Origin of the sequence: Pseudomonas viciae (assembly GCF_004786035.1) — a bacterium.
GTDB lineage: Bacteria > Pseudomonadota > Gammaproteobacteria > Pseudomonadales > Pseudomonadaceae > Aquipseudomonas > Aquipseudomonas viciae.
Window position 1 is genome coordinate 1,754,283 of the sequence record NZ_CP035088.1, and the last position, 26,027, is coordinate 1,780,309.

Genomic DNA, 26,027 nt, shown 5'->3' on the forward strand with positions numbered 1-26,027 from the left:
GCCCGCCCCTTGCATTGTCATCTCTTGACTGTACCTATGATTCCAGTGCAGCGGAGATCTTTTTATGCCCGTCACGCCCAATACACTGCTTCAGGCCACTGCCCAGGCCAAGCCCCAGGCCACCGTCAATTCACCGGCAGCGGCCCCGGACTTCGGGAATAAAGCCTCCAACTTCGCGCAGGTCTTCGCCCAACAGGCCCCCGCCAAATCGTCGGCGGCCCCTGAGCCAGCGGTGAAGCCGGTGCGCGACAAGAATTCCGACAACAGCGTCAAGAAGGACGACGGCAACGAAGCCGCTGCCGCTCCGGAACCGACGGTTGCCGATAGCGGCAAACCCTTGCCCGCCGACAAACCTGCCGCTGCCGACGACAAGACAGCCAGCGACGACAGCGGCGACGGCGGTGACACAGCTGAAACCCCGGTAGCTGAGGCGCCTGTCGATCCGACAGTTGATCCTGCGTTGTTGCCTGACATGGTTGCACCGGTCGCTACTCCTGAGCCGGCACCGGTACCGGTGGTGGCCACGCCCGACAGCCAGGTCGTGGCCGGGGCGGCAGCTCCGGTCGCTTCGCTGACGCCTGCCCCGGCCCCCGTAGTCGATCCAGGTTTCGACCCGCAGGCCGATCCGCTCGACGCATTGCCGGCGTTGCGCTTGGCGATGGAGCAGAGCGGTCACGTTTCCGCTTCCAGCCAGGCGCAGTCCAAAACAGCCGCGTCGGCATCACTTGACGGTGAGCCGACTTCGGCCCAGACCTTCGCCGCCGGTATGGCGAGCATGCTCACGGTACAAGCCGATCAGAACAGCACCGACCTCGGCAGCCAGGGCGGCGATAAAGCGTTCAGCGGCTTGATCAGCGAGGGTCTCAAGGACCTCACCACCGCCTCCAGTGACACCCGTGTGGACGATTTCGCCAATCGCCTGGCGGCATTGACCCAGGCTGCTACGCCAAAAACCGCCAACGCGGTGCCGGTCAACCAACCTATCGCGATGAATCAGAGCGGTTGGACCGAAGAGGTGGTCAACCGGGTGATGTACCTGTCCAGCGTCAATCTCAAGGCGGCTGACATCCAGTTGCACCCCGCTGAACTTGGCCGCCTGGACATCCGGGTGAACATGGTTCCGGACCAGCAGACCCAGGTCACGTTCATGAGCGCCCATGCCGGTGTTCGCGAAGCCCTGGAGGGCCAGATGCATCGCCTGCGGGACAGTTTTGCCCAGCAGGGCATGGGGCAGGTCGACGTCAACGTGTCTGATCAGTCGCGTGGCTCGCAGAACCCGGATCAGCAGGCGCAGCAGCAGGCCCAGGCCGGTCGTGCTACATCGAGTGGTGGGCGTGTGGATTCGGTGGATGAAAACCTGCCGGCCAGCATCGCTGAAGTGGCGACCAGTACCGCCGCCGTCATTGGCACCAGCGCGGTCGACTTCTACGCCTGATCCAATGATGTCCCCTCCTGTGGGAGAGGGCTTGCTCGCGAAGACGGTGTGTCAGTCGACAGTATTACTGACACACCGTCTTCGCGAGCAAGCCCGCTCCCACATTGGTTTATGGCGTTCTAGAGATTGCATCTGACCTCGTCCTTCCTCTTCTGGCATAACACTTGCTCCAGCCTTGCCGTGCAACAGTGAAAACCCCGATTAGTGACGGATTATTGGCATGGCGAAGAGTGAAGCGGCAGCTGTAAAAGACCCTGCAACCAAAGGCAAACTCAAGCTGATCATCTTGATCGTGGTGGGTTTGCTCCTGGCGATCGGTGTGTCCGTGGGGGCGACCTGGTATTTCATGCACAGCGCTCAGAGTAAGCCAGCGGTAGCGGTCGAAGCTGCGCCGGTGGGTAAGCAGCCGGCGATTTTCGAACCGATGGCGCCGGCCTTCGTGGCCAACTACACCCAGAACGGTCGCCAACGCTACATGCAGGTCAGCATCACCCTGTTGGGACGCAACCAGGCCGACCTGGAGGCGCTGCGGGTGCACATGCCCATGATCCGCAATAACCTGGTGATGCTGTTCTCCGGACAGAGCTTCGACACCCTGGCCACGCCCGTCGGCCAGGAAATGCTGCGTCAGAAAGCCACGGCCAGCGTGCAGGAAGTGGCTCAGAAAGAGCTCGGCAAAGTGGTGATCGAACAGTTGCTCTTCACTAACTTCGTATTGCAGTAGGAACACGACATGGCCGTGCAGGACCTGTTGTCCCAGGACGAGATCGATGCGCTGTTGCATGGTGTCGACGATGGCCTGGTGCAGACCGATAACGCTGCTGAACCGGGCAGCGTCAAAAGCTACGACCTGACCAGCCAGGATCGCATCGTTCGCGGACGCATGCCGACCCTGGAAATGATCAACGAGCGTTTTGCCCGATACACCCGCATCAGCATGTTCAACATGCTGCGCCGCTCGGCCGACGTGGCTGTCGGTGGCGTGCAGGTGATGAAGTTCGGTGAATACGTACACTCGCTGTATGTGCCCACCAGCCTCAACCTGGTGAAGATCAAGCCGTTGCGCGGTACCGCGCTGTTCATCCTCGACGCCAAGCTGGTGTTCAAGCTGGTGGACAACTTTTTCGGTGGCGATGGTCGTCACGCCAAGATCGAAGGGCGGGAGTTCACCCCAACCGAGTTGCGGGTGGTGCGCATGGTGCTGGAGCAGGCCTTCGTCGATCTGAAGGAGGCCTGGCAGGCGATCATGGAAGTGAACTTCGAGTACATCAACTCGGAAGTGAACCCGGCCATGGCCAACATCGTCGGCCCGAGCGAAGCCATTGTGGTCTCGACCTTTCACATTGAACTCGACGGTGGTGGTGGCGACCTGCACGTGACCATGCCGTACTCGATGATCGAGCCGGTGCGCGAAATGCTCGACGCCGGTTTCCAGTCGGACCTCGACGATCAGGACGAGCGCTGGATCAATGCTTTGCGCCAGGACGTACTGGATGTCGACGTGCCGATCGGCGCGACGGTCGCCCGGCGCCAGCTGCGCCTGCGGGACATCCTGCACATGCAGCCGGGGGACATCATCCCCGTTGAAATGCCCGAAGACATGATCATGCGCGCCAATGGCGTACCGGCCTTCAAGGTCAAGATGGGCTCTCACAAAGGCAACCTGGCGTTGCAGGTGATCGAGCCGATCGAACGCCGCTGAGCGGTGTCGATTTCTTTAAGTATGTAACGGATTTTGCGTTTTTAACTGATTTTTGCCCGCCGAGGACAAATGATGGCTGACGATATGAATACCCAGGATGACCAGGCGCTGGCCGACGAATGGGCTGCGGCCCTGGAAGAAACCGGCGACGCCGGGCAGGCCGACATCGACGCCTTGCTGGCGGCGGATACCGGCGCTCATGCGTCCAGTCGCCTGCAGATGGAAGAGTTTGGCAGCGTGCCGAAGAGTCATGAGCCGGTAACGCTCGATGGACCGAACCTGGATGTGATCCTTGATATCCCAGTGTCGATTTCCATGGAAGTGGGCAGCACCGACATCAACATTCGCAACCTGCTACAGCTCAACCAGGGGTCGGTGATCGAGCTGGATCGCCTGGCCGGTGAGCCACTGGACGTGTTGGTCAACGGCACCCTGATCGCCCACGGCGAAGTAGTGGTGGTCAACGAGAAGTTCGGCATCCGCCTGACGGACGTGATCAGCCCGAGCGAACGCATCAAGAAGTTGCGCTGAGTGAAAAGTTTCTTCGCCGCAGCCTTGATGCTGCCGTTCAACGTGCTGGCGGCCGAACCGGTTGCTACTGCGGCCACTGCGTCGGCAGCGAGCAGTGGTGTGGCCGGGCAATTGGCGCAACTGGTGCTTGGCCTGCTTCTGGTGCTGGGCTTGATCTTTTTTCTCGCCTGGCTATTGCGGCGCGTGCAACAGGCGGGGCCGGCGGGCAAAGGCCAGGTCATCGACATCATCGGTTCCCGCGCGCTTGGCCCGCGGGATCGGCTGATGCTGGTGCAGGTTGGCAACGAGCAGATTCTGCTGGGTTTGAGCCCGGGCACCATTACTGCGTTGCACGTCCTCAAGGAGCCGGTGCCGGTGCCCTCCGCCGAGCAGGCCACCCCCGAATTTGCCCAGCGGCTCATGGAGCTGCTGGGTAAAGATCAGAAGGATAAGAAGTAATGCCGTTGCGCATTCTGTTGGTGTTGGCCCTGATGCTGGCCGCGCCGTTGGCGTTCGCCGCCGACCCGCTGTCGATCTCGGCGATTACCCTGGGCACCAACGCCGAAGGGGCCCAGGAATACTCGGTCAGCCTGCAGATCCTGCTGATCATGACTGCGCTGAGCTTCATCCCGGCGTTCGTCATGTTGATGACCAGCTTCACCCGGATCATCATCGTCTTTTCGATCCTGCGCCAGGCCCTGGGCCTGCAACAGACGCCTTCGAACCAGATCCTCACCGGCATGGCGCTGTTCCTGACCATGTTCATCATGGCGCCGGTGTTCGACCGGGTGAACCAGGATGCGCTGCAACCGTACCTGGCGGAAAAACTCACCGCCCAGGATGCCGTGGCCAAGGCCGAGGTACCGATCAAGGATTTCATGCTGGCCCAGACCCGCAGCAGCGATCTGGAGCTGTTCATGCGTCTGTCCAAGCGTACCGATATCGCCAGCCCCGATCAGGCACCCTTGACCATCCTGGTGCCGGCGTTCGTGACGTCCGAGCTGAAAACCGCGTTCCAGATCGGTTTCATGATTTTCATCCCGTTTCTGATTATCGACCTGGTGGTCGCCAGCGTGTTGATGGCCATGGGTATGATGATGCTGTCGCCGCTGATCATTTCCCTGCCGTTCAAGATCATGCTGTTCGTGCTGGTGGACGGCTGGGCGCTGATCATTGGTACGTTGGCGGGCAGTTTTGGCGGTGTTTAGTCCTTTTTCGGGTAGGAAGATATGACGCCTGAAGTAGCGGTAGACCTGTTTCGCGAGGCGCTTTGGCTGACGACCATGATGGTCGCCATACTGGTGGTTCCCAGCCTGCTGGTGGGCCTGCTGGTGGCGATGTTCCAGGCCGCTACCCAGATCAACGAGCAAACCTTGAGCTTCTTGCCGCGTCTGCTGGTGATGCTGGTCACGCTGATCGTCGCCGGACCCTGGATGGTCCAAACCTTCATGGAATACATCCTGCAGTTGTACGGCAGTATTCCGCAGTTGATTGGCTGACCGGATGTCGATGCTCGCGCTGACGGACACCCAGATCAGTTCCTGGGTGGCGGCGTTCATCCTGCCGCTGTTTCGTGTCACCGCCGTGTTGATGAGCATGCCGGTCTTCGGCACGACCCTGGTGCCTCGGCGCGTGCGCCTGTATTTCGCCCTGGCGATCACGGTGGTTATCGCACCTGGACTACCACCGATGCCGCCGGTCCATGCCCTGGACCTCAGCGCGCTGATGCTGGTGGCTGAACAGATCCTCATCGGCGTCTTGATGGGCTTCTCGTTGCAGTTGTTTTTTCAGGCGTTCGTGGTCGCCGGGCAAATTATTTCGGTGCAGATGGGCATGGCCTTCGCGTCCATGATCGACCCCACCAACGGCGTCAACACGGCGGTGATCGGGCAGTTCCTGACGATGCTGGTGACCCTGTTGTTTCTCGCCATGAACGGGCATCTGGTGGTGTTCGAAGTGCTAACCGAGAGCTTTACGACCATGCCGGTGGGCAGCGCCTTGCTGGTCAATCATTTCTGGGAAATCGCCGGCAAACTCGGTTGGGTCCTGGGTGCGGCGATGGTGTTGGTATTGCCGGCAATCACTGCGCTGCTGGTGGTCAACATCGCCTTTGGCGTGATGACCCGGGCGGCGCCGCAGTTGAACATTTTTTCCATCGGCTTCCCGCTGACCCTGGTGCTGGGCATGGTTATTTTCTGGATCAGCATGGGGGATATTCTCAACCAGTATCAGCCACTGGCCACCGAGGCTTTGCAGCTGTTACGCGACATGGCACAGGCGCGCTGAACCATGGCCGAGAGCGAGAGTGGTCAGGACAAGACAGAAGACCCCACGGAAAAGCGCAAGAAGGAATCCCGGGAAAAGGGTGAGATTGCGCGCTCCAAGGAGCTCAATACCTTGGCGATCATGTTGGCGGGGGCGGGCGGTTTGTTGATTTACGGCGGCGGGCTGGCCCTGGACCTGCTGGAAATCATGCGCCTGAACTTTTCCTTGCCTCGCGAAGTATTGCTCAGTCCGGGCGCCATGGGGCAATACCTGTTGCACTCGGGCAAGATCGCAATTATTTCGGCGCAGCCGGTTCTGATTTTCTTGCTGCTGGCCGCGCTTATAGGTCCGATTTCCCTGGGCGGCTGGTTGTTTTCCGGCAGTACCATGGCGCCCAAGTTCAGTCGTATGAACCCGGCCGCAGGCCTCAAGCGCATGTTCTCCACCACCGCCGTGATGGAGCTGCTCAAGGCGCTTGGAAAGTTCTTCCTGGTCCTGTTTGTTGCGTTGACTGTATTGCAGAGCAATATCGACGATCTGTTGCGTATCGCCCACGAGCCTCTGGAACAGGCCATCATCCACAGCGTTCAAGTGGTGGGCTGGAGCACCTTGTGGATGGCCTGCGGCCTGATTCTGATCGCCGCCATCGACGTGCCGATCCAGCTGTATCAGAGCAAGCAGAAGCTGATGATGACCAAGCAGGAGATACGCGACGAGTACAAGGATCAGGAAGGTAAGCCGGAGGTCAAGCAGCGGATCCGTCAGTTGCAGCGCGAGGTATCCCAGCGGCGGATGATGGCGGCGATCCCCGACGCCGATGTGGTCATCACCAACCCGACGCACTACGCCGTGGCCCTCAAGTACGATCCCGAAAAGGGCAATGCTCCGGTGTTGCTGGCCAAGGGCAGTGACTTCCTGGCGCTGAAAATCCGTGAAATCGCCGTGACCAATGAAGTGATGCTGCTCGAGTCCCCGGCCCTGGCGCGCTCAATCTACTACTCCACTGAACTCGACCAGGAAATCCCTGGTGGCTTGTACCTGGCCGTAGCCCAAGTGCTGGCCTACGTCTATCAGATCCGCCAACACCGTGCCGGCAAGGGCAAGCGTCCCGAACCGCTCAAGGACTTGCCGATTCCGCCGGATTTGCGGCGTGATTCCTAGGTGATCATCGGCCCTTGAACGGCCCTGCGTTGTCGGCGAGGGGTATGGGAAGAGGGGAAAGCTGCCGTCGGCAGTTCAAAGTTTTTTCATTCGTTATCCAGCCCCTGCCAACTGCGCCACTTGCCGATGCTGGCAACGTATCGATAGTGAAGGGTGTCGCCTCTTCTCAGTTGTACGGAGGCGCCTGATTCGAGGTTGGTGCCCATGACGGTAGCGGTATAGGTTGCGTTGGAGGTGAGGGTAACAGTGTCGCCCTGCCATGCATTGGCAGGCAGGGTGATTTGCGCGATCCAGTCGCCATCCTTGAAGTGCACCCGCGTCTGCTCTGTGCCGGTATCTGCCATCTGGGCCCCGGCCTGGGCCGCGCCGTAGGAGTGTATGGCTGGCTTGACCGGCTGCCAGACGCCTTGATTGAACATGAAGAGATATTTGTCTCCCCGTTGGCAGCGGTAGACTCTCCGCCCGGATTGACGATGGATCTGGCTGTAATAGCCGGCGCTCGATGATATCTCGACATAGCTGTAGGTCGGCGCAGACGTCGGTAGGCTGATGTGTTCCGTCCAATTACCATCCCCTGTCTGGTACTTGATGAGTTTTTCATCGGCGAGCGGGGCAGGGACCGTGTTTCCCGAGCTGTTGGGGGTATAAGTCCGGGTATTTTGCAATACCCACTTCTTCTGGGTGTATTGAAAGAGCACCACGTTATTTTGCGCCAGCGTAATGATCCCATTTGGAAAGTCACTGTTGGATGTATGCAACAGGGTTTGCAACTGGGCGCGGCAAATGATCAGCATCGTGGCTGCGTCCGGCGGGTTGGAGGGGGCGAACAGCGATGAGGACCAATTACCATTGGAGGTTTCAACGACGATTGCGTGGTAGTAATCGTCCATCATGCCCCCCGGAATATTATTGGGGGTCCAATGCACGGAGGCTCTTTTTCTGTTTCTGAGACTGTTGGCATAGATGCAGTTATCGACAAAGCGGTGACGCAAGGACCAATCGGTGTTGATGATAAAGAACTTCATGATCGGCGAATTATTTTCACCCGCTGCAAACCAGTTCATGACGTCCGGTGACATATCGTCCGGTTGATAGACCAGGGTGTATTTATGGGCCTGGATGGCGCGCAATTGATAGTCGGGCTTTGTCTCGTTGCCAACCCGATCGATGAAACTCTTCAATTCGCTGCTGGAGGGCCGATCCTTGCCGATCCAGCGCTGGTTAACGCCCGGCCAGAACAGCGGGTCTCGTTGCTCATCGTTGTAGGCGATCACTACGGTTTTCTGCAGGGCCCATAGCTGCCTGAGCACCAGGGTCTTCCATTTGGGCTCTATCAATTTACTGCCCAGGCGATTCTTGATGACCGTGGCCAGTTCGCGGTGTGCCGCGACGGTGAAATTCTTGAAGTCATGAAAGTCGAGGATGACCACCTCGTTGCGGTGGGCCGTGGAGAGATTGATGACGGCCTGCAAAACGTCACCTTCAATGTTCCTGCCAGAGTTCGAGCTGTGGAAGATTGCGAACCTTCTCCGATCACCTTGCGGGTAGCCACTGAAAAACTGGACCCTCAGGTCGAGCGCCCTGATGCCTGTTTGCAGTTGGCTGTGAGGCGACACGTCCTGGCAGGTATCGTAGCTGTTGGAGTAAGAAGCCTGCTTGTCCATGCCGGCGTTGTGGGTGCCGGGCAGGATCAATTCGTCAACCCGCAGGTTGCTGGTGGCATAGCGGCCCATCCAGTCAGTACGGATATTATTGAATGGTGAGCAGATGCCATCACTGACGCTGCCACTCGGGCACCAGCCGATCCTGGGTGACGAAAGAAATTCTTCGTCTGGAGGCGCGTCACCGTTGGATGGCTGCTCATCGCAGGTCTCCAATTCGTCGGTAGGGTAAGGGGGAAACTCTGGAGCCCTATAAGGCTTCAATACACCGTTTTCGTCCAGGTCGTCTGGATTCACATCCATTTGCACGGCAAGGGAAATATTGTCGGTCATGGCAAGCCCCCACTGGGTTGTTGCGGCTGCCCTCAATATCTCCACAGTCGCTCTGTCACTCATTCAATACCTCCGCGTCTGTCTCAACCACTCTCAGAAGTGTCAGGTTGACGCTCCGCTTTAGGAGTGTTAGCGGCAAGTGTGATTGGGCCTATACACGAAGATGGCCATTAGTCCTTTGCTCCGAGGCTCATATAGGCGGGTGTGCGGAATTTAAGGCCTGGAGCCTCATGAGCGAGCGATATTTCCAGTTCCCGCAAAAGTTGGACGGCTTTTTGCACATGCAGGTTTTACGGCGCTGCGGGCGTCAAAAGTTTGCTTCACAGGAACGGGGATTATTGGTGGATCGCTCTCAGTTACTCAGCACCGCGCGCAGCAACGTAGCAGACCTCAGTCGGGGCAATCTGGGTGTGCCGCTGTTGCTGCTGGTCATGCTCGCCATGATGATGCTGCCGGTGCCGCCGTTCCTGTTGGACGTGTTTTTCACGTTCAACATCGCCCTGTCGATCGTGGTGCTGCTGGTGTGCGTGTATGCCCTGCGGCCATTGGATTTCGCGGTGTTCCCGACCATTCTGCTGGTGGCGACGCTGATGCGCCTGGCGTTGAACGTGGCGTCCACCCGGGTGGTGATGATTCACGGTCATGAAGGTCACGCTGCCGCCGGTAAGGTGATCCAGGCCTTCGGTGAAGTGGTGATCGGCGGTAACTACGTAGTCGGTATCGTGGTCTTCGCCATCTTGATGATCATCAACTTCGTCGTCGTGACCAAAGGTGCCGGGCGGATTTCCGAGGTGAGCGCGCGTTTCACCCTCGATGCGATGCCCGGCAAGCAAATGGCAATCGACGCCGACCTCAACGCCGGGCTGATCGACCAGAACCAGGCCAAGGCCCGTCGTCTGGAAGTGGCCCAGGAAGCTGAGTTCTATGGCTCCATGGATGGTGCGAGCAAATTCGTGCGCGGTGACGCCATCGCCGGCCTGTTGATTCTGTTCATCAACCTGATCGGTGGCATGGCTGTCGGTATCTTCCAGCACGGCATGACGTTCGGCGACGCTGGCAAGGTTTACGCCTTGCTGACCATCGGTGACGGTTTGGTGGCGCAATTGCCATCACTGTTGTTATCTACAGCGGCCGCGATCATGGTGACCCGTGCTTCGGGGTCCGAAGATATGGGCAAGCAGATCGGTCGGCAAATGTTCGCCACGCCCAAGGCTTTGGCGGTTGCGGCCGGACTGATGGCCGTCATGGGCCTGGTGCCCGGCATGCCGCACTTTTCCTTCCTGAGCATGGCGGCGGTTGCCGCGGGTGGCGCCTACCTGTTCTGGAAGAAGCAGAACGTGCAGAAGGTCCAGGCCTTGCAAGAGGTCAAGCGCCAGCAGGAGTTGCTGCCGTCGCCGGCCCGAGCCATGGAGACCAAGGAGCTGGGCTGGGATGACGTGACGCCGATCGATATGATCGGCCTGGAAGTCGGTTACCGCCTGATTCCATTGGTCGATCGCAACCAGGGGGGGCAGTTGCTGGCGCGGATCAAGGGCGTGCGCAAGAAGTTGTCCCAGGACTTGGGCTTCCTGATGCCCACCGTGCATATTCGCGACAACCTCGACCTGGCGCCTAGCGCCTACCGCCTGACGCTGATGGGCGTGATCCTGGCCGAAGCCGAGATCTATCCGGACCGCGAGTTGGCGATCAACCCCGGCCAGGTCTACGGCACCCTCAACGGCATCACCGCCAAGGATCCGGCTTTTGGTCTGGAAGCGGTGTGGATTGAAATCAGCCAGCGGGCCCAGGCCCAGTCCCTCGGTTACACCGTGGTGGACGCCAGCACTGTGGTGGCGACCCACTTGAATCAGATTCTGTACAAGCACTCCAGTGAGCTGATCGGTCACGAAGAAGTCCAGCAACTCCTGCAAGTACTGGCTAAAGGCTCGCCGAAGCTGGCTGAAGAGCTGGTGCCGGGCGTGGTTTCGTTGTCGCAGTTGCTCAAGGTGTTGCAGGCGCTGTTGGCCGAACAGGTGCCCGTGCGTGACATTCGCAGTATTGCCGAGGCTATCGCCAACAACGCATCCAAGAGTCAAGATACCGCCGCCTTGGTGGCTGCGGTTCGGGTCGGCGTATCCCGCGCAATCGTCCAAAGCATTGTAGGCACTGAGTCTGAGCTGCCTGTGATCACTCTGGAGCCAAGGTTGGAACAGATATTGCTCAATAGTCTGCAGAAGGCAGGACAAGGCTCGGAAGAGGGCGTTCTGCTGGAGCCAAGCATGGCCGAGAAGCTGCAGCGTTCGTTGATTGATGCAGCCCAGCGGCAGGAGATGCAAGGCCAACCAGTGATCCTGCTGGTGGCCGGTCCGATTCGCGCGATGCTCTCGCGATTCGGTCGCCTCGCGGTCCCGGGGCTGCATGTGCTGGCGTACCAGGAAATACCGGACAACAAGCAAGTGACCATCGTTGCGACAGTAGGGCCCAACGGCTGAGGTAGTGGTTTATGCAAGTGAAGCGTTTTTTCGCCGCCGATATGCGTCAGGCCATGAAGCTGGTTCGTGACGAGCTGGGCGCTGAAGCAGCCATCATTGGCAATCGCCGGATCGCTGGCGGTGTCGAGTTAACGGCTGCCCTGGATTACAAGTTGTCGGCGCTGGCCCCACGCGTTCCGAACATGGAACTCGAGGATGAGCTGCGTAAGACTCAGTCGCGCATCGCCAGCGCCCAGGCCGAATTGAGCCTGCGCAGTAGCGAAGGCGAAGGTGTCGCAGGCAGCAATCGTCAATTGTTCGCCGGTCAGCCGCTCACCGCCGGCCTGCCGTTGACCGCGGCCGAGCCGCTGGTCGAGCAGGCCCAGGCCGAGCCGCGTCGTCCGGCCCCGGCCCCGGCGCAGGCCGCGCCAGCCAGGGGTGTTGACCCGCGTGCCCTGGACTCGATGCGCTTTGAACTCAACAGCCTGCGTGAACTGATGGAGGTTCAGCTCGGCTCCCTGGCCTGGAACCAGCTGCAAGGCAGCCGTCCGGCCCAGGCCAACCTCTGGCGTCGCCTGCAACGCATCGGCTTGTCCGGCCCGTTGTCCCGTGACCTGCTGGCGCTGATCAACGGTATCGAAGAGCCTCGCCAGGCCTGGCGCATGTTGCTGGCACACTTGGCGCGGATGATCGTCACGCCGGAAGTCGAGCCGCTGGAAGAGGGCGGGGTGATTGCGATGGTCGGCCCTGCCGGCATGGGCAAGACCACCACCCTGGCCAAGCTCGCCGCCCGTTATGTACTCAAGTACGGCGCCCAGAGCATCGCCCTGGTGAGCATGGACAGTTTCCGCATCGGCGCCCAGGAACAACTCAAGACCCTGGGCCGGATCCTCAATGTGTCGGTGACCCATGTGGATCCGGGCCAGTCCCTGGTCCAGGCGCTGGAACCGCTGCTGCGCAAACGCGTCGTGCTGATCGACACCGCCGGCCTGCAAGCCAGCGATCCGGCCCTGCGCATGCAGCTCGAAAGCCTGGCCGGGCGCGGTATCAAGTCAAAAAATTATCTCGTGTTGGCAACCACTAGCCAAAAGCAGGTTCTAACCGCCGCGTACCACAGCTACAAACGCTGCGGGCTGGCCGGCTGCATCCTGACTAAGCTGGACGAAACGGCAAGCCTGGGCGAGGTGCTGAGCCTGGCGATCGGTCATGAATTACCGGTGGCCTACCTGACCGACGGACCGCGGATCCCGGATGATTTGCATCTGCCGCGCCGTCATCAACTGGTCAGTCGTGCCGTGAGTGTGCAAATGCAGGAAGAACCCAGCGAAGAAGCCATGGCTGATATGTTCGCTGATATCTACCACAGCCCGACCAAGCAGGTCGGCTGAGGTAATCATGAATATTTTTTGTACCTACATCGATGGTCTGCCATGCATTGTTCCGAATGGGAACGCGCAGCCAGTAATGTGGCCTCCGTCTAAGTAAGACAAGGTAAAGAACGAACATGGGCAGCATGCATCCCGTACAGGTGATCGCGGTGACCGGCGGCAAAGGTGGCGTCGGGAAGACTAACGTGTCAGTGAACTTGTCCCTGGCTCTGGCAGAGCTTGGCCGACGGGTCATGCTGCTGGACGCCGACCTGGGCCTGGCGAACGTCGATGTGCTGCTGGGGCTCACGCCCAAACGCACGCTGGCGGACGTGATTGAAGGCCGCTGCGAACTGCGCGACGTGCTGCTGCAGGGGCCCGGCGGGATTCGTATCGTGCCGGCTGCCTCCGGCACCCAGAGCATGGTTCACCTGACCCCGGCCCAGCACGCGGGCCTGATCCAGGCCTTCAGCGACATCGGTGATAACCTCGATGTGCTGGTGATCGACACCGCTGCCGGTATCGGTGACTCGGTGGTCAGTTTCGTCCGCGCTGCCCAGGAAGTGCTCCTGGTGGTCTGCGACGAACCGACGTCCATCACCGACGCCTATGCCCTGATCAAGTTATTGAACCGTGACTACGGCATGAACCGCTTCCGTGTCCTGGCCAACATGGCCCAGAGCCCGCAGGAAGGTCGCAACCTGTTCGCCAAGTTGACAAAGGTCACGGATCGTTTCCTGGACGTCGCCCTACAATACGTCGGCGCTGTGCCCTACGACGAAAGCGTACGCAAGGCTGTCCAGAAGCAACGTGCGGTTTATGAAGCCTTTCCCCGTTCCAAATGTGCGCTGGCGTTCAAGGCTATCGCCCAGAAGGTTGATACCTGGCCACTGCCGGCCAACCCTCGCGGGCACCTGGAGTTTTTCGTCGAGCGTCTCGTGCAACAAACAGCAGGGCCCGTGCTATGACAGCCAGCGGTTACAACCATCTCTATAAAAAATCGGCACGGGACGCCCAATACGAACTGATCGAGCGTTACGCGCCACTGGTCAAGCGTATCGCCTACCACTTGCTGGCGCGGTTGCCGGCCAGTGTCCAGGTTGAGGACTTGATCCAGGCAGGCATGATCGGCCTGCTCGAAGTGTCGAACAAATACGACGCGAGCAAAGGCGCCAGTTTCGAAACGTATGCCGGTATTCGCATTCGTGGGGCGATGCTCGATGAGGTCCGCAAGGGCGATTGGGCACCGCGTTCGGTGCATCGCAACACCCGCATGGTCAGTGACGCGATCCGCGCTATTGAAGCTAAAACCGGGCGAGACGCTAAAGATCACGAGGTTGCGGCCGAACTCCAATTGAGTCTCGATGATTATTACGGGATTTTGAACGACACCTTGGGCAGCCGCCTGTTCAGTTTCGACGACCTGCTGCAGGACGGCGAACACGAAGGGCTGCACGAGGACGGCGCGAGTGCTCACATGGAGCCATCGCGTGACCTGGAAGATGAGCGTTTCCAGAGCGCGCTGGCGGATGCGATTGCCAATTTGCCGGAGCGTGAGCGACTGGTCTTGGCGCTGTACTACGACGAAGAGCTGAACCTCAAGGAAATCGGTGAGGTCCTGGGGGTCAGCGAATCGCGGGTCAGCCAGTTACACAGCCAGTGCGCGGCCCGTTTGCGGGGGCGTTTGGGGGAGTGGCGAGCGCGCTGACAGCTGTGTGGGAGCATTGCGAACGAGCTGGTCTGGCATGCGCTGCGCCAGTCTCCAACCGTGGTGCTCCAGGCCGTTGTCGAGTGTTGTGCCGGATTGATTGAAATGGCGCGTTCAGGTGCTGGGCGCGTTTAAGACTGCTTGGAGGTCGAATTGGACAAGAACATGAAAATCCTCATCGTTGATGACTTCTCAACGATGCGGCGGATCATAAAAAACCTGTTGCGTGACCTTGGGTTCACCAACACGGTCGAGGCTGACGATGGCACTACTGCCATTCCGGTCCTCAACAGCGGGAGCATCGACTTTCTGGTGACTGACTGGAACATGCCCGGCATGACCGGTATCGACTTGCTGCGCCATGTACGCGCCGACGAAAAACTCAAGCACCTTCCGGTGCTGATGGTGACTGCCGAAGCCAAGCGCGAGCAGATCATCGAAGCGGCCCAAGCCGGTGTGAACGGCTATGTGGTCAAACCCTTCACGGCCCAGGCGTTGAAAGAGAAGATCGAAAAAATCTTCGAACGCATCGGTTAACGGCGCCACGGGGGAGCTATGGACAACGAATCTTCAATGGGCGACTTCGAATCGACCCTGAAAAAACATGCCCGCGAACTGGTCGACAGCCTTGAAAAAGGCCGCTTTGGCGATGCGGTTCAAATGATCCATGAGCTCAACCAGACCCGTGACCGAGGTCTGTATCAGGAAGTGGGCAAGCTCACGCGTGAATTGCACAGCGCAATTGTCAATTTCCAGATCGACCCGCACATGCCGCAGGCCGAGGAAGTCTCGCAGATCACCGACGCTACCGAGCGTCTGGGTTATGTGGTCAAGCTGACCGAGGCCGCAGCCAACCGCACCATGGACTTGGTGGAGAGCGCAACGCCGCTGGTCAATGGCCTGAGCGAAGAAGCCCAGGCCTTGAGCACCGATTGGGGCCGGTTCATGCGTCGCGAAGTCGGCGCTGAAGAGTTTCGGGAACTGGCCCGCCGGGTCGACGGTTTCCTGACGCGCAGCGGCACCGAGACCCGCGCCGTGGCAAGCAACCTCAACGACATTCTGCTGGCTCAGGACTATCAGGACTTGACCGGCCAAGTGATCAAGCGCGTGACCCAATTGGTCACCGAAGTTGAAAGCAATCTGCTCAAACTGGTGTTGATGGCCAGCCAGGTCGACCGCTTTGCAGGCATCGAACACGACCGTGAAGCGATACTTGCTGAAAAAGATCCACAAAAACATCTCTCGCAGGGTGAAGGTCCGCAGATTCATGCCGATAAAAGAGAAGACGTTATGTCCGGTCAGGACGATGTGGACGATTTGCTGTCCAGCCTTGGATTCTGAGTTTTAGCCCTGTTTTAGGAGCAGCCATTAATGAGCTTCGGCGCCGATGAAGAGATCCTTCAGGATTTCCTGGTTGAGGCCGGCGAGATTCTAGAGCAACTGTCTGAACAGCTGGTCGAGCTGGAAAGCCGACCAGATGATGCGGACTTGCTCAATGCAATTTTTCGCGGTTTCCACACTGTAAAAGGAGGCGCCGGCTTCCTCCAGCTCAATGAGTTGGTGGAGTGCTGCCACATTGCCGAAAACGTGTTCGACATCCTGCGCAAGGGTGAACGCCGCGTTGATTCGGAACTGATGGACGTGGTGCTCGAAGCGCTGGATGCGGTCAACGGCATGTTCAGTGAAGTGCGCGAGCGCTCGCCGATCACCGCTGCCACCCCTGAGTTGCTCGCCGCGCTGGCACGCCTGGCCGAGCCACAATCGGCTGACGAAGCCGCGCCGGTTGTCGAGGCGGTCGCTGAAGAACCGGTCGCCGAGGAATCGGGCGACATCACCGATAACGAATTTGAACAATTGCTGGACTCGCTGAACGCCGTCAAGGCTGAAGCCGCAGCCCCGGCAGTTCCCGCCCCCCCTGCGGCACCAAGCAGCGAGTCGACTGCCGCTGCCAGCGATGAAATCACTGACGACGAGTTCGAATCGTTGCTCGACCAGCTTCATGGCAAAGGCCAGTTCGCGCCCGATGCGGTTGTGCCTGCGCCAGCCGCGGCCGCCCCGAAAGCGGCGGGCGACAGCTCCGATATCACCGACGACGAATTCGAAGCCTTGCTCGATCAGTTGCATGGCAAGGGCACGTTTGCCGTTGACGCGCTGGACTCGGCCATTGCTTCGGCACCGGCGCCAGCCAAGCCTGCCGCCGCCGCGGCGGGCAGTGACCTGATCAGTGATCACGAATTCGAATCGTTGCTCGACGAACTGCATGGCAAAGGCAAGTTCAGTGAAGTCGGGAAGGCCACGGCCGCCCCTGCTGCTGGGACTACCGCCACTGTAGCGCCGGCGGCCAAGGCTGCGCCAAAACCCGCTGCCAAGGCACCAGAACCGAAGGCCGAGACGCCCAAGCCTGCTGCGGCAGCTGCCCCGGCAGCCGCCCGTGCCCCGGCGGCTGCTCCAGCGGAAAAACCGGCGAGCGAAGCCGAGACCACCGTTCGGGTCGACACCGCACGCCTGGACGAGATCATGAACATGGTCGGCGAACTGGTGCTGGTGCGTAACCGTCTGGTGCGCCTGGGCCTCAACAGCCAGGACGAAGCCATGTCCAAGGCCGTGTCGAACCTCGACGTGGTCACGGCCGACTTGCAGACCGCGGTCATGAAGACCCGGATGCAGCCGATCAAGAAAGTCTTCGGGCGCTTCCCGCGCCTGGTTCGTGACCTGGCTCGCCAGCTCAAGAAAGAAATCAACCTGGAGTTGGTGGGTGAAGAGACCGACCTCGACAAAAACCTTGTCGAGGCGCTGGCCGACCCGCTGGTCCACTTGGTGCGCAACGCCGTCGACCACGGCATCGAATCGCCGCAAGAGCGTGAAGAGTCGGGCAAGGTCCGTAGCGGCAAGGTCGTGCTGGCCGCCGAGCAGGAGGGTGACCACATCCTGTTGTCGATCTCCGACGACGGCAAAGGCATGGACCCGAACGTGTTGCGTTCCATCGCGGTGAAACGCGGAGTGATGGACAAGGACGCCGCCGACCGCCTGAGCGACACCGAGTGCTACAACCTGATCTTCGCCCCGGGCTTCTCGACCAAGACCGAGATTTCCGATGTGTCGGGCCGTGGCGTGGGCATGGACGTGGTGAAAACCAAGATTTCCCAGCTCAACGGTTCGATCAACATCTACTCGACCAAGGGCCAGGGCTCGAAGATCGTCATCAAGGTCCCGCTGACCCTGGCGATCATGCCGACCCTGATGGTCATGCTGGGCAACCAGGCATTTGCCTTCCCGCTGGTCAACGTCAACGAGATCTTCCACCTCGACCTGTCGCGTACCAACGTGGTGGACGGCCAGGAAGTGGTGATCGTACGGGACAAGGCACTGCCGCTGTTCTACCTCAAGCGCTGGCTGGTCAGCTCCGCGGCTCATGTGGAGCAGGGCGAAGGCCACGTGGTGATCCTATCGGTGGGCACCCAGCGGATCGGCTTTGTCGTCGATCAGTTGGTGGGCCAGGAAGAAGTGGTCATCAAGCCATTGGGCAAGATGCTCCAGGGCACCCCGGGCATGTCCGGCGCCACCATCACCGGCGACGGTCGCATCGCATTGATTCTCGATGTGCCAAGCATGCTCAAGCGTTACGCCGCCCGGCGTATTTGATTCTGGAGGGGCGTGGCCCAGTGCCGCGCCTCGTCTAACGGAGTGTTTATGGTAGTTAAAGTCCTGGTGGTGGACGATTCGGGGTTTTTCCGCCGCCGCGTCTCGGAAATTCTTTCGGCGGATACGAGTATTCAAGTCGTCGGTACGGCGACCAACGGCAAAGAGGCGATCGATCAGGCGCTGGCACTCAAGCCAGACGTGATCACCATGGACTACGAGATGCCGATGATGGATGGCATCACAGCCGTGCGGCATATCATGCAGCGCTGCCCGACTCCCGTATTGATGTTCTCCTCCCTGACCCATGAAGGCGCCCGGGTGACCCTCGATGCGCTGGACGCCGGGGCGGTGGATTTCCTGCCGAAAAATTTCGAAGACATTTCGCGCAACCCCGACAAGGTTCGGCAGTTGCTGTGCGAAAAGGTCCACAGCATTTCTCGCAGCAACCGACGTCTTGGGGCCTACAGCGCGCCAGCGCCTGTGGTTGCGCCAAGCCCTGCGCCAGCCCCGACTTCGGCGGGCAGTTTCAATCCGGCACCGGTGCGCAGTGCACCGGCACCTACGCCTGCACGTCCGGCTCCAGTCAGTGCGTCGTCGCCGGCACCCAAGCGCAAAGCCTACAAACTGGTCGCGATCGGTACGTCCACCGGTGGGCCGGTGGCGCTGCAACGGGTCCTGACCCAGTTGCCGGCCAATTTCCCGGCTCCTATCGTGCTGATCCAGCACATGCCCGCAGCCTTCACCAAGGCCTTCGCCGAGCGATTGGACAAACTGTGCAACATCAGCGTCAAGGAAGCCGAGGATGGTGACATCCTGCGTCCGGGCCTGGCGTTGTTGGCCCCGGGTGGCAAGCAGATGATGGTCGATGGCCGCGGCGCGGTGAAAATCCTGCCGGGCGACGAACGTTTGAACTACAAACCGTGCGTGGACATCACCTTCGGTTCCGCCGCCAAGTCCTACGGTGACAAAGTTCTGGCGGTGGTGCTCACCGGCATGGGCGCCGACGGTCGCGAAGGCGCACGCCTGCTCAAGCAGGGCGGCAGTGCGATCTGGGCCCAGGATGAAGCCAGTTGCGTGATCTACGGCATGCCGATGGCCATCGTCAAAGCAGATCTCGCCGACGCGGTGTACGGGTTGGATGACATCGGTAGACACCTGGTCGAGGCGTGCCTGTAATGGATGTGCTTAGCCTGATCGGCATTGTCATGGCGTTCGTCGCCATTATTGGCGGCAATTACCTGGAAGGTGGTCATCTTGGGGCCCTGGCCAACGGCCCGGCAGCGTTGATCGTGATCGGCGGCACTGTTGGCGCCGCGCTGTTGCAGTCGCCCATGAGCGCTTTCAAGCGTGCCATGCAGGTGCTGATCTGGATTCTGTTCCCTCCTCGTGTCGACTTGGCTGGCGGTATCGATCGTGTGGTGAACTGGAGCCTGACTGCGCGCAAGGAAGGCCTGCTGGGGTTGGAAGGGGTGGCCGATGCCGAACCCGACAGCTACTCACGCAAAGGCCTGCAATTGCTGGTGGATGGCGCGGAGCCAGAAGCCATCCGCAGCATCCTGGAGGTGGATTTCTACACCCAGGAAAGCCGCGACATCGAAGCGGCCAAAGTCTTCGAAAGCATGGGCGGCTACGCGCCGACCATCGGCATCATCGGTGCGGTGATGGGCCTGATCCACGTGATGGGCAACCTGGCCGACCCGTCGCAGCTGGGCAGCGGCATCGCTGTGGCGTTCGTCGCCACGATCTACGGCGTAGCGAGCGCCAACCTGGTGCTGTTGCCGATCGCCGCCAAGCTCAAGTCCATCGCATTGCGCCAGTCGCGCTATCGCGAAATGTTGCTGGAAGGGATCCTGTCGATCGCCGAAGGTGAAAACCCGCGTTCCATTGAGCTGAAGCTCCAGGGCTTCATGGACTGATGGGGAGTATGGACCATGGCACGTCGCAGACATCGTGAAGAACACGTCAATCATGAACGCTGGCTGGTTTCCTACGCCGACTTCATCACGCTGTTGTTCGCCTTTTTCGTGGTCATGTATTCGATCTCGTCGGTCAACGAAGGCAAGTACAAAGTCATTTCCGAAGCGTTGATCGGGGTCTTTACCGACTCCGACCGCGCCCTCAAGCCCATCCCCATTGGTGATGAGCGGCCCAAGAGCACCACGCCGGCCAAGCCGCTGATCAAGGATTCCGAGCAGGTGGATGCCGGTATCGCCGGCGGCAGCGATCCGTTGAAAAGCATCGCTGACGACATCAGCGCGGCGTTCGGCGACCTGATCAGCTCGAACCAGATGACCGTGCGCGGCAATGAGTTGTGGGTCGAGATCGAGCTCAATTCCAGCCTGTTGTTCGGCAGCGGCGACGCCATGCCCAGCGACATGGCGTTCAACATCATCGATAAAGTGGCGACGATCCTGAAGCCCTTCGACAACCCGATCCATGTTGAAGGTTTCACCGACGACCAGCCAATCCGCACTCCGCAGTACCCGACCAACTGGGAACTGTCCTCGGCCCGTTCGGCGAGCATCGTGCGCATGCTCGCCATGCAGGGTGTGAACCCTGGCCGCCTGGCGTCGGTGGGCTATGGGGAGTTCCAGCCGGTGGCCAACAACGCCACGGCCGAGGGGCGTGCGCGTAACCGTCGCGTGGTACTGGTGGTGTCGCGAAACCTCGATGTGCGCCGCAGCCTGACCGGTACCGGCACGGCCAATGCAAAACCGGACGCGGCGTTGAAGCGTGCTGGCACACAAACTGCACCGACCTCGGTCAAGTCGCCGGGACGACAGAGTGCCGTCAATTCTCCGTCACCCGCTTTATAACCGAGCTATTTCTCGGTCGAGCCTGTTTCGGCCGGGAGGAACGATCCGAATGAGAGTCTGGGCAGTCGCCAATCAAAAAGGTGGTGTGGGCAAAACCACATCTTCCATCGCTTTAGCCGGATTGCTGGCCGAGGCGGGCAAGCGCGTGGTCATGGTCGATCTGGACCCCCACGGCTCGATGACCAGCTATTTTGGTTACGATCCCGACAGCCTGGAGCACAGCAACTACGACCTGTTCCTGCACAAGGGTGTTGTGCCAGAAGGTCTGCCGGGGCAGTTGCTGCTGTCCACCAGCGACGAGCGGATTTCCCTGTTGCCGTCGAGTACCGCTTTGGCGACCCTGGAACGGCAGTCGCCGGGACAGAGCGGCCTGGGGCTGGTCATCGCCAAGAGTCTGGCGCAGCTATGGCAGGATTTCGATTACGCGATCATCGACAGTCCGCCGTTGCTCGGTTTGCTGATGGTCAACGCTTTGGCGGCCAGTCAGCAATTGGTCATCCCGGTGCAAACCGAGCACCTGGCGGTCAAGGGCCTGGAGCGCATGGTCAATACCCTGGCGATGGTCAACCGCTCTCGCAAGCAATCGCTTGCCTTCAACATCGTGCCGACCCTGTTCGACCGGCGTACCCAGGCGTCCCTGGGTACCCTGCGCGTGTTGCGGGACATGTACCCGGATGACATCTGGCAAGGCTACATTCCCGTCGATACCCGTCTGCGCGACGCCAGCCGCGCCGGCCTGACCCCTTCGCAATTCGACGGCAAAAGCCGTGGTGTGCTGGCCTATCGGGCGCTGCTCAAGCACCTGCTGGCCCAACAGCTTGTTTCACAGCAGGTGGCTTAAGTGACGAGGTTTCCCCTAGGCATCGTGCTCGCTTGCGAGCGCTCAAGTCCGACCGCATTCATGCCGATAACCTCTTTAAGCGGCGCACTGTTCCTATGAGCCGCCCGATAAAGACAACCTCGCGTCCGCAAATGGCCTTGCAGTCCTATCTGGACGGGCTGTTGCAGGAAGCGACCGAAGAACTGTCACCGCCGCCGAGCGTGATCGAGGCGTTGCCCGAGACCGTCGTACCCGAAGGCGTGCTGGATGAGTTTCAGGCGGCCGTGCTCGAAGAGCAGGCCCGTGACGCGCAGAAGTCAGTGATGGCGGCGGCGGTCGAGGCACCGTTTATCAAGCCTCAGGTGGCCGTCATGGACGCGCCTGCGCCGATCCTGGCGCCGGTCTCGACCGTTGCACCGTTGTTGCAGGGCCTGGTGACGCCGGTGGTGGAAGTCCACTTGCCGCCGAGCAACCCGCCGCCGCCGGTGCCAAACGATGACCGTCCGGCCTGGGCCGCCGAGCCGTTCGAGTGTCTGTTGTTCGATGTGGCCGGGTTGACCCTGGCGGTGCCGCTGGTATGCCTGGGATCGATTTATTCCCTGGCCGGGCAGGAATTGACGCCGTTGTTCGGCCAGCCGGAATGGTTCCTCGGGATCCTGCCGAGCCAGGCCGGCAACCTCAAGGTGCTCGACACCGCGCGTTGGGTGATGCCGGACCGTTATCGCGATGATTTTCGCCAGGGCCTGCAGTACGTGATTTCTGTGCAAGGTTATGAATGGGGTTTGGCGGTGCATCAGGTCAGTCGCTCGCTGCGCCTGGACCCGAACGAGATCAAATGGCGCAGCCATCGAGGGCAACGGCCATGGCTGGCCGGGACGGTGATCGAGCACATGTGCGCCTTGCTGGACGTGTCCGAGCTGGCCGAGCTGATCGCCAGCGGCGGGGCAAAACACCTGGGCGGCACCAAGCCGGTCCAGAAACCGAAATAAGACAACCGGTGGCGCACAGCGTCACGGGACAGAACACACGCCGCCACAGGCGGTTTTTCGAGGGGTCAGGGTATGAATGATAAGGCGTCGTCTCTCAAGGGTTCCGAAGATCCGATTTTGCAATGGGTAACCTTCAAACTCGACAACGAAACCTACGGCATCAACGTGATGCGCGTTCAGGAAGTGCTGCGCTATACCGAGATCGCCCCGGTTCCGGGTGCACCCAGCTACGTGCTGGGCATCATCAACCTGCGCGGTAACGTGGTTACGGTCATCGACACTCGCCAGCGTTTTGGCTTGAGCTCCACCGAGGTCAACGACAACACGCGTATCGTGATCATCGAAGCCGATAAGCAAGTGGTCGGCATTCTCGTCGACAGCGTCGCCGAAGTGGTTTACTTGCGTCAGTCGGAAATCGAAACCGCGCCTAACGTCGGTAACGAAGAGTCGGCTAAGTTCATCCAGGGTGTTTGCAACAAGAACAACGAGTTGCTGATCCTGGTCGAGCTGGAAAAAATGATGAGCGAAGAAGAGTGGTCGGAACTGGAGAGTATCTGATTGATTCTTGAGGTAGCAGTCATTGTCCTGTTCCTTTTTTGGGCAGGCACGCTGGCGATGTTTGTGGCGTACATACGTGGTCAGCGGCAGATCGCCGCTCAGCAGGCCCAGGGCGATGCGCTGCGCGATCAGCGCATCAAGGACCTGGCCAAACGCGTCGACGATTATCAGAACGGCACCGTGCGCATGGGTGAAGCCCTCCATGAGCTACGCGCCGTGGTCGCGCCGTTGCCGGACAAACTGGCCCAACTGGAACAACGCGACCCCTCCACCTTGTCCTTCGCCCAGGCCGCACGCCTGGTTGGCATGGGCGCCAGCGTCGACGAACTGACCCAATCCTGCGGCTTGACCCAGGCCGAGGCGGAGTTGATGAGTAAGTTGCATAGGGGCGGTTGATCGTTCTCGCCCTGATCAACTGTGGGAGTGAGAAAGCTCCCACAGTTTTTTGTCGCGCGCATACCTGGACCCTGCAGTCAACAACCCCCTGTGGTGAGGGAGCTTGCTCCCGCTGGGCCGCGCAGCGGACCTCAGCTTTTGCGGCTGCTGCGCACCCGAGCGGGAGCAAGCTCCCTCGCCACAGGTACAGCGTCGTTGCGATCAGTAATCGTCGCCGCGATCGGTCACATCCTTCTCGACACTCGGTGCATTCGGATCATGGCCCTGGGGGAACTTGCCCTTGAGGTTCCAGGCAAACGCGATGATCTCGGCAATCGTGCGGTACAACTCTTCTGGAATGCTGTCCCCCAGTTCCATCCGCGCCAACAGCTTCACCAACTCGGCGTTTTCATAAATCGGCACTTCGCTTTCGCGGGCGATCCGCAGGATTTCCTCGGCCAGGGCTTCGTCACCCTTGGCGGTGAGGGTTGGGGCGTGGTGGCCATCGTACTTGAGGGCGATGGCTTGGCGGGGTTCGGTGTGGGTTGTCATGCGGTTTCGTCCACCCAGCGTTGTTCCAGGCGAGTCTTGGGGCCCTGGGGCGGGGTGCCGAGATGGCAGTCCAGGTCGCCGACGTTCAGGCCACAACTCACCAGGCGCTCACGCAGCGCTGTCAGGTTGCTTTCGATCAGGCTCGCGGTGTACGGCCGCTGCGCCCATAACTGGCTCGACAGGCTGCCGCTGAGCAACTGCGCCTGGATTTGCAGCGGTCCCAACGGCTCCATGTCGAAGGCCAGCTCGACCCGCCAGAGTTGCTGTTTCGGTTCACGTTCATCCCGGCGCTCGGCTGGCTGCTCCCGGGGCGGGGTTTCCTCGCGTTGGAATTTGACCTGCAAGGGCACGATGTCCTGCAGATTGCGCATCGGGATTTCCAGTTGCCAGGTGCTCATCAGCCGGCCGTCGTCGGTCAGACCGGTCTGTTCCAGGCTCGACAGCTGATGGCTTTGCAGGCGCGACACGGCGGCCGCCGCCAGGCGCAACAGGTGTTCCAGATCGCCTTCCTGGTCCTGGTCTTTGAGCAGGCGCGAGGGCAGGGGGAAGTGGGTGGGTTGTGGCTTGACGCTGACCTGGCCAAGCATCCCCAGGGCGCTGCGCACGAAGTTGGGCATGGCCTGGGCCAGGGTGTTGGCGGCGATGATCGCGCCAAGGCTGGTGGAGGCTGGCAGGGCGGGGGTCAGTTGGGCGATCAATTTCAGCAAGTCACCTTTCATGTCCGGTGCCAGGCCCGACGGCTGCCCGGCGAGCAATTTGCTTTCCAGGAACACACCGCTGGCTGCCATGGCCTGGGCCAAACCTTTGGACGTGCTCAGCTGCTGGACATCCGGCAGGCCTGCCAACAGGCGTGTCACCGCGGCGCGCAGCTCGGTGCCGGTGTCGTCAGTGGCCGGCAGGTTTTGCAGGGCGGCGATCAGGCTATCCAGCGAGCCTTGACGGCTTACCTGCGTGGCCAGTTGCTGGCTCACCGCCAGTTGCTCCTGGCGGTTGCTCAGGGGCACGAATTTCAGCGTCTGGCCATCTTGCACCTGGGCGCTCAACAGCGTGCCGATACGCAGCGGTTGCGGGCTGTCGATGTCCAGGGTGGCGCCGGCCTGGACGGTGTTGAGCAGGCTCACCAACGACCGGTACACCGCCGGTTGCCCCGGCATTTGCGGCAGCGCCTGACTGGTGAGCACCTTGCCTTGCAGCAGCGTGCCGACCGGCATCTGCGCGGTATCGATACGGGTCAGGGTCGCGACGCTGGAGGCTATGGCCTGCTGTACGGTAATCGCCAGGTTGCCGGCGGAGGGCTGGGTCACGGCCAGGCTGGTGCCCTGGGGCAGCGGCTGGGTGCTGGTGGCCTGGACGGTGGTCTGGCGGCCACTCTCCAGGGTGACCTTGAGCAATAGCTGGAAAGTCTGTTCCGCCTGTTTGAGCGACAGCACTTCGGCCTTGGCGGTTTGGCCAGCGCCGATCAGGCCCTCGGCCGGCGTCAGCAGTTTGAGCAGCTCGCCACTGACCGCCGGCGTACGCGTCGTTGCCGTGGCCTGGGGCAGCGGCAAAATGTTCATGTCGCCTGTCATCTGCGGTCTTACCTTGGGAAAATAAGCCCTCTTTAGAGTAGAGCACGGCATGTATAATGCCGCCCGTCTCCCAGGGAGTGGCGAAAACCTTGCAATTGTTTGACGCAGCTCTGTG

The 26,027-nt window shown here is 60.5% G+C and carries 26 protein-coding genes; 23 read left to right on the forward strand and 3 right to left on the reverse strand.

The genetic code is table 11. The annotated features are described in order from the left end of the window. Positions 1–64: 64 nt before the first annotated feature. From EPZ47_RS08045 to flhB, 9 genes are all read left to right on the forward strand, one after another. Positions 65–1,435 carry a flagellar hook-length control protein FliK gene (locus tag EPZ47_RS08045; RefSeq protein WP_135844298.1) on the forward strand — a complete coding sequence of 457 codons (1,371 nt, stop codon included), beginning with the start codon at positions 65–67 and terminating at the stop codon, positions 1,433–1,435. A 220-nt stretch (positions 1,436–1,655) separates the two neighbouring features. Next, positions 1,656–2,159: a flagellar basal body-associated protein FliL gene (gene fliL, locus EPZ47_RS08050; protein WP_135844299.1), complete on the forward strand. Its 504-nt coding sequence runs from the start codon at positions 1,656–1,658 to the stop codon at positions 2,157–2,159. 9 nt (positions 2,160–2,168) lie between these two features. After that, the gene (gene fliM / locus EPZ47_RS08055; RefSeq protein ID WP_135844300.1) at positions 2,169–3,137 is read left to right on the forward strand and encodes a flagellar motor switch protein FliM; all 969 of its coding nucleotides are present in this window, start codon (positions 2,169–2,171) and stop codon (positions 3,135–3,137) included. A gap of 72 nt (positions 3,138–3,209) precedes the next feature. Further along, positions 3,210–3,668 carry a flagellar motor switch protein FliN gene (gene fliN, locus EPZ47_RS08060; RefSeq protein ID WP_003199107.1) on the forward strand — a complete coding sequence of 153 codons (459 nt, stop codon included), beginning with the start codon at positions 3,210–3,212 and terminating at the stop codon, positions 3,666–3,668. A 27-nt stretch (positions 3,669–3,695) separates the two neighbouring features. Next, positions 3,696–4,106 carry a flagellar biosynthetic protein FliO gene (fliO, locus tag EPZ47_RS08065; RefSeq protein WP_178084301.1) on the forward strand — a complete coding sequence of 137 codons (411 nt, stop codon included), beginning with the start codon at positions 3,696–3,698 and terminating at the stop codon, positions 4,104–4,106. After that, the gene (fliP, locus tag EPZ47_RS08070; protein ID WP_135844302.1) at positions 4,106–4,855 is read left to right on the forward strand and encodes a flagellar type III secretion system pore protein FliP; all 750 of its coding nucleotides are present in this window, start codon (positions 4,106–4,108) and stop codon (positions 4,853–4,855) included. Before fliO ends, fliP begins: the two co-directional genes overlap by 1 nt. Positions 4,856–4,876: 21 nt before the next feature. Next, positions 4,877–5,146: a flagellar biosynthesis protein FliQ gene (gene fliQ, locus EPZ47_RS08075; protein WP_135844303.1), complete on the forward strand. Its 270-nt coding sequence runs from the start codon at positions 4,877–4,879 to the stop codon at positions 5,144–5,146. Between the two features lie 4 nt (positions 5,147–5,150). Continuing rightward, complete coding sequence (gene fliR / locus EPZ47_RS08080) at positions 5,151–5,933, forward strand: flagellar biosynthetic protein FliR (RefSeq protein ID WP_135844304.1); 783 nt, start codon at positions 5,151–5,153, stop codon at positions 5,931–5,933. A 3-nt stretch (positions 5,934–5,936) separates the two neighbouring features. Next, complete coding sequence (gene flhB / locus EPZ47_RS08085) at positions 5,937–7,073, forward strand: flagellar biosynthesis protein FlhB (RefSeq protein ID WP_135844305.1); 1,137 nt, start codon at positions 5,937–5,939, stop codon at positions 7,071–7,073. A gap of 86 nt (positions 7,074–7,159) precedes the next feature. Here the strand turns inward: flhB and EPZ47_RS08090 are convergent, their stop codons facing one another. Continuing rightward, entirely contained in the window at positions 7,160–9,067 is a 1,908-nt protein-coding gene (locus tag EPZ47_RS08090; RefSeq protein WP_135844306.1) for a hypothetical protein, read from the reverse strand. Positions 9,068–9,408: 341 nt separating this feature from the next. Here EPZ47_RS08090 and flhA point away from each other — a divergent pair, with 341 nt between their 5' ends. The 14 genes from flhA to EPZ47_RS08160 all read left to right on the forward strand — a co-directional run bounded on the left by flhA (position 9,409) and on the right by EPZ47_RS08160 (position 23,813). Further along, the gene (gene flhA / locus EPZ47_RS08095) at positions 9,409–11,538 is read left to right on the forward strand and encodes a flagellar biosynthesis protein FlhA (RefSeq protein ID WP_135844307.1); all 2,130 of its coding nucleotides are present in this window, start codon (positions 9,409–9,411) and stop codon (positions 11,536–11,538) included. 11 nt (positions 11,539–11,549) lie between these two features. Then, positions 11,550–12,905: a flagellar biosynthesis GTPase FlhF gene (gene flhF, locus EPZ47_RS08100; protein ID WP_135844308.1), complete on the forward strand. Its 1,356-nt coding sequence runs from the start codon at positions 11,550–11,552 to the stop codon at positions 12,903–12,905. 116 nt (positions 12,906–13,021) lie between these two features. Then, positions 13,022–13,852: a flagellar synthesis regulator FleN gene (gene fleN, locus EPZ47_RS08105; protein ID WP_003184001.1), complete on the forward strand. Its 831-nt coding sequence runs from the start codon at positions 13,022–13,024 to the stop codon at positions 13,850–13,852. Continuing rightward, positions 13,849–14,592 carry an RNA polymerase sigma factor FliA gene (gene fliA / locus EPZ47_RS08110; protein ID WP_003184000.1) on the forward strand — a complete coding sequence of 248 codons (744 nt, stop codon included), beginning with the start codon at positions 13,849–13,851 and terminating at the stop codon, positions 14,590–14,592. Before fleN ends, fliA begins: the two co-directional genes overlap by 4 nt. Positions 14,593–14,757: 165 nt before the next feature. Continuing rightward, on the forward strand, positions 14,758–15,129 hold the full coding sequence (locus EPZ47_RS08115; protein ID WP_003183998.1) for a chemotaxis response regulator CheY: 372 nt from the start codon (positions 14,758–14,760) through the stop codon (positions 15,127–15,129). Positions 15,130–15,147: 18 nt separating this feature from the next. Further along, positions 15,148–15,933 carry a protein phosphatase CheZ gene (locus tag EPZ47_RS08120; RefSeq protein WP_135844309.1) on the forward strand — a complete coding sequence of 262 codons (786 nt, stop codon included), beginning with the start codon at positions 15,148–15,150 and terminating at the stop codon, positions 15,931–15,933. A gap of 30 nt (positions 15,934–15,963) precedes the next feature. Further along, positions 15,964–18,234: a chemotaxis protein CheA gene (locus EPZ47_RS08125; RefSeq protein WP_135844310.1), complete on the forward strand. Its 2,271-nt coding sequence runs from the start codon at positions 15,964–15,966 to the stop codon at positions 18,232–18,234. 48 nt (positions 18,235–18,282) lie between these two features. Beyond that, entirely contained in the window at positions 18,283–19,410 is a 1,128-nt protein-coding gene (locus tag EPZ47_RS08130; protein ID WP_135844311.1) for a protein-glutamate methylesterase/protein-glutamine glutaminase, read from the forward strand. Continuing rightward, a complete protein-coding gene (locus EPZ47_RS08135) occupies positions 19,410–20,150 on the forward strand; it encodes a flagellar motor protein (RefSeq protein WP_135844312.1) in 741 nt (246 codons plus the stop codon). Before EPZ47_RS08130 ends, EPZ47_RS08135 begins: the two co-directional genes overlap by 1 nt. Positions 20,151–20,165: 15 nt before the next feature. Then, positions 20,166–21,050, forward strand: coding sequence for a flagellar motor protein MotD (gene motD, locus EPZ47_RS08140; RefSeq protein WP_135844313.1), 885 nt, complete (start codon positions 20,166–20,168; stop codon positions 21,048–21,050). 49 nt (positions 21,051–21,099) lie between these two features. After that, on the forward strand, positions 21,100–21,891 hold the full coding sequence (locus EPZ47_RS08145; protein WP_135844314.1) for a ParA family protein: 792 nt from the start codon (positions 21,100–21,102) through the stop codon (positions 21,889–21,891). Positions 21,892–21,986: 95 nt separating this feature from the next. Next, entirely contained in the window at positions 21,987–22,859 is an 873-nt protein-coding gene (locus tag EPZ47_RS08150; protein WP_135844315.1) for a CheW domain-containing protein, read from the forward strand. A 72-nt stretch (positions 22,860–22,931) separates the two neighbouring features. Beyond that, positions 22,932–23,417, forward strand: coding sequence for a chemotaxis protein CheW (locus EPZ47_RS08155; protein WP_003183968.1), 486 nt, complete (start codon positions 22,932–22,934; stop codon positions 23,415–23,417). Beyond that, positions 23,418–23,813: a DUF2802 domain-containing protein gene (locus tag EPZ47_RS08160; protein WP_135844316.1), complete on the forward strand. Its 396-nt coding sequence runs from the start codon at positions 23,418–23,420 to the stop codon at positions 23,811–23,813. Between the two features lie 201 nt (positions 23,814–24,014). Here EPZ47_RS08160 and EPZ47_RS08165 read toward each other — a convergent pair whose 3' ends face one another. Together EPZ47_RS08165 and fliK are read right to left on the reverse strand one after the other, a co-directional pair. Beyond that, complete coding sequence (locus tag EPZ47_RS08165) at positions 24,015–24,344, reverse strand: EscU/YscU/HrcU family type III secretion system export apparatus switch protein (protein WP_014337186.1); 330 nt, start codon at positions 24,342–24,344, stop codon at positions 24,015–24,017. Continuing rightward, positions 24,341–25,912 carry a flagellar hook-length control protein FliK gene (gene fliK / locus EPZ47_RS08170; RefSeq protein WP_135844317.1) on the reverse strand — a complete coding sequence of 524 codons (1,572 nt, stop codon included), beginning with the start codon at positions 25,910–25,912 and terminating at the stop codon, positions 24,341–24,343. The genes EPZ47_RS08165 and fliK overlap by 4 nt, the downstream gene beginning before the upstream one ends. Between the last annotated feature and the right edge of the window lie 115 nt (positions 25,913–26,027).

Bases quoted from the DNA above. Each gene is read 5' to 3' on its own strand.
- EPZ47_RS08045 (WP_135844298.1), top strand. From the start codon at position 65: ATGCCCGTCACGCCCAATACACTGCTTCAGGCCACTGCCCAGGCCAAG.
- fliL (WP_135844299.1), top strand. From the start codon at position 1,656: ATGGCGAAGAGTGAAGCGGCAGCTGTAAAAGACCCTGCAACCAAAGGC.
- fliM (WP_135844300.1), top strand. From the start codon at position 2,169: ATGGCCGTGCAGGACCTGTTGTCCCAGGACGAGATCGATGCGCTGTTG.
- fliN (WP_003199107.1), top strand. From the start codon at position 3,210: ATGGCTGACGATATGAATACCCAGGATGACCAGGCGCTGGCCGACGAA.
- fliO (WP_178084301.1), top strand. From the start codon at position 3,696: ATGCTGCCGTTCAACGTGCTGGCGGCCGAACCGGTTGCTACTGCGGCC.
- fliP (WP_135844302.1), top strand. From the start codon at position 4,106: ATGCCGTTGCGCATTCTGTTGGTGTTGGCCCTGATGCTGGCCGCGCCG.
- fliQ (WP_135844303.1), top strand. From the start codon at position 4,877: ATGACGCCTGAAGTAGCGGTAGACCTGTTTCGCGAGGCGCTTTGGCTG.
- fliR (WP_135844304.1), top strand. From the start codon at position 5,151: ATGTCGATGCTCGCGCTGACGGACACCCAGATCAGTTCCTGGGTGGCG.
- flhB (WP_135844305.1), top strand. From the start codon at position 5,937: ATGGCCGAGAGCGAGAGTGGTCAGGACAAGACAGAAGACCCCACGGAA.
- EPZ47_RS08090 (WP_135844306.1), bottom strand. From the start codon at position 9,067: ATGACCGACAATATTTCCCTTGCCGTGCAAATGGATGTGAATCCAGAC.
- flhF (WP_135844308.1), top strand. From the start codon at position 11,550: ATGCAAGTGAAGCGTTTTTTCGCCGCCGATATGCGTCAGGCCATGAAG.
- fleN (WP_003184001.1), top strand. From the start codon at position 13,022: ATGGGCAGCATGCATCCCGTACAGGTGATCGCGGTGACCGGCGGCAAA.
- fliA (WP_003184000.1), top strand. From the start codon at position 13,849: ATGACAGCCAGCGGTTACAACCATCTCTATAAAAAATCGGCACGGGAC.
- EPZ47_RS08115 (WP_003183998.1), top strand. From the start codon at position 14,758: ATGAAAATCCTCATCGTTGATGACTTCTCAACGATGCGGCGGATCATA.
- EPZ47_RS08120 (WP_135844309.1), top strand. From the start codon at position 15,148: ATGGACAACGAATCTTCAATGGGCGACTTCGAATCGACCCTGAAAAAA.
- EPZ47_RS08125 (WP_135844310.1), top strand. From the start codon at position 15,964: ATGAGCTTCGGCGCCGATGAAGAGATCCTTCAGGATTTCCTGGTTGAG.
- EPZ47_RS08130 (WP_135844311.1), top strand. From the start codon at position 18,283: ATGGTAGTTAAAGTCCTGGTGGTGGACGATTCGGGGTTTTTCCGCCGC.
- EPZ47_RS08135 (WP_135844312.1), top strand. From the start codon at position 19,410: ATGGATGTGCTTAGCCTGATCGGCATTGTCATGGCGTTCGTCGCCATT.
- motD (WP_135844313.1), top strand. From the start codon at position 20,166: ATGGCACGTCGCAGACATCGTGAAGAACACGTCAATCATGAACGCTGG.
- EPZ47_RS08145 (WP_135844314.1), top strand. From the start codon at position 21,100: ATGAGAGTCTGGGCAGTCGCCAATCAAAAAGGTGGTGTGGGCAAAACC.
- EPZ47_RS08150 (WP_135844315.1), top strand. From the start codon at position 21,987: ATGAGCCGCCCGATAAAGACAACCTCGCGTCCGCAAATGGCCTTGCAG.
- EPZ47_RS08155 (WP_003183968.1), top strand. From the start codon at position 22,932: ATGAATGATAAGGCGTCGTCTCTCAAGGGTTCCGAAGATCCGATTTTG.
- EPZ47_RS08165 (WP_014337186.1), bottom strand. From the start codon at position 24,344: ATGACAACCCACACCGAACCCCGCCAAGCCATCGCCCTCAAGTACGAT.
- fliK (WP_135844317.1), bottom strand. From the start codon at position 25,912: ATGACAGGCGACATGAACATTTTGCCGCTGCCCCAGGCCACGGCAACG.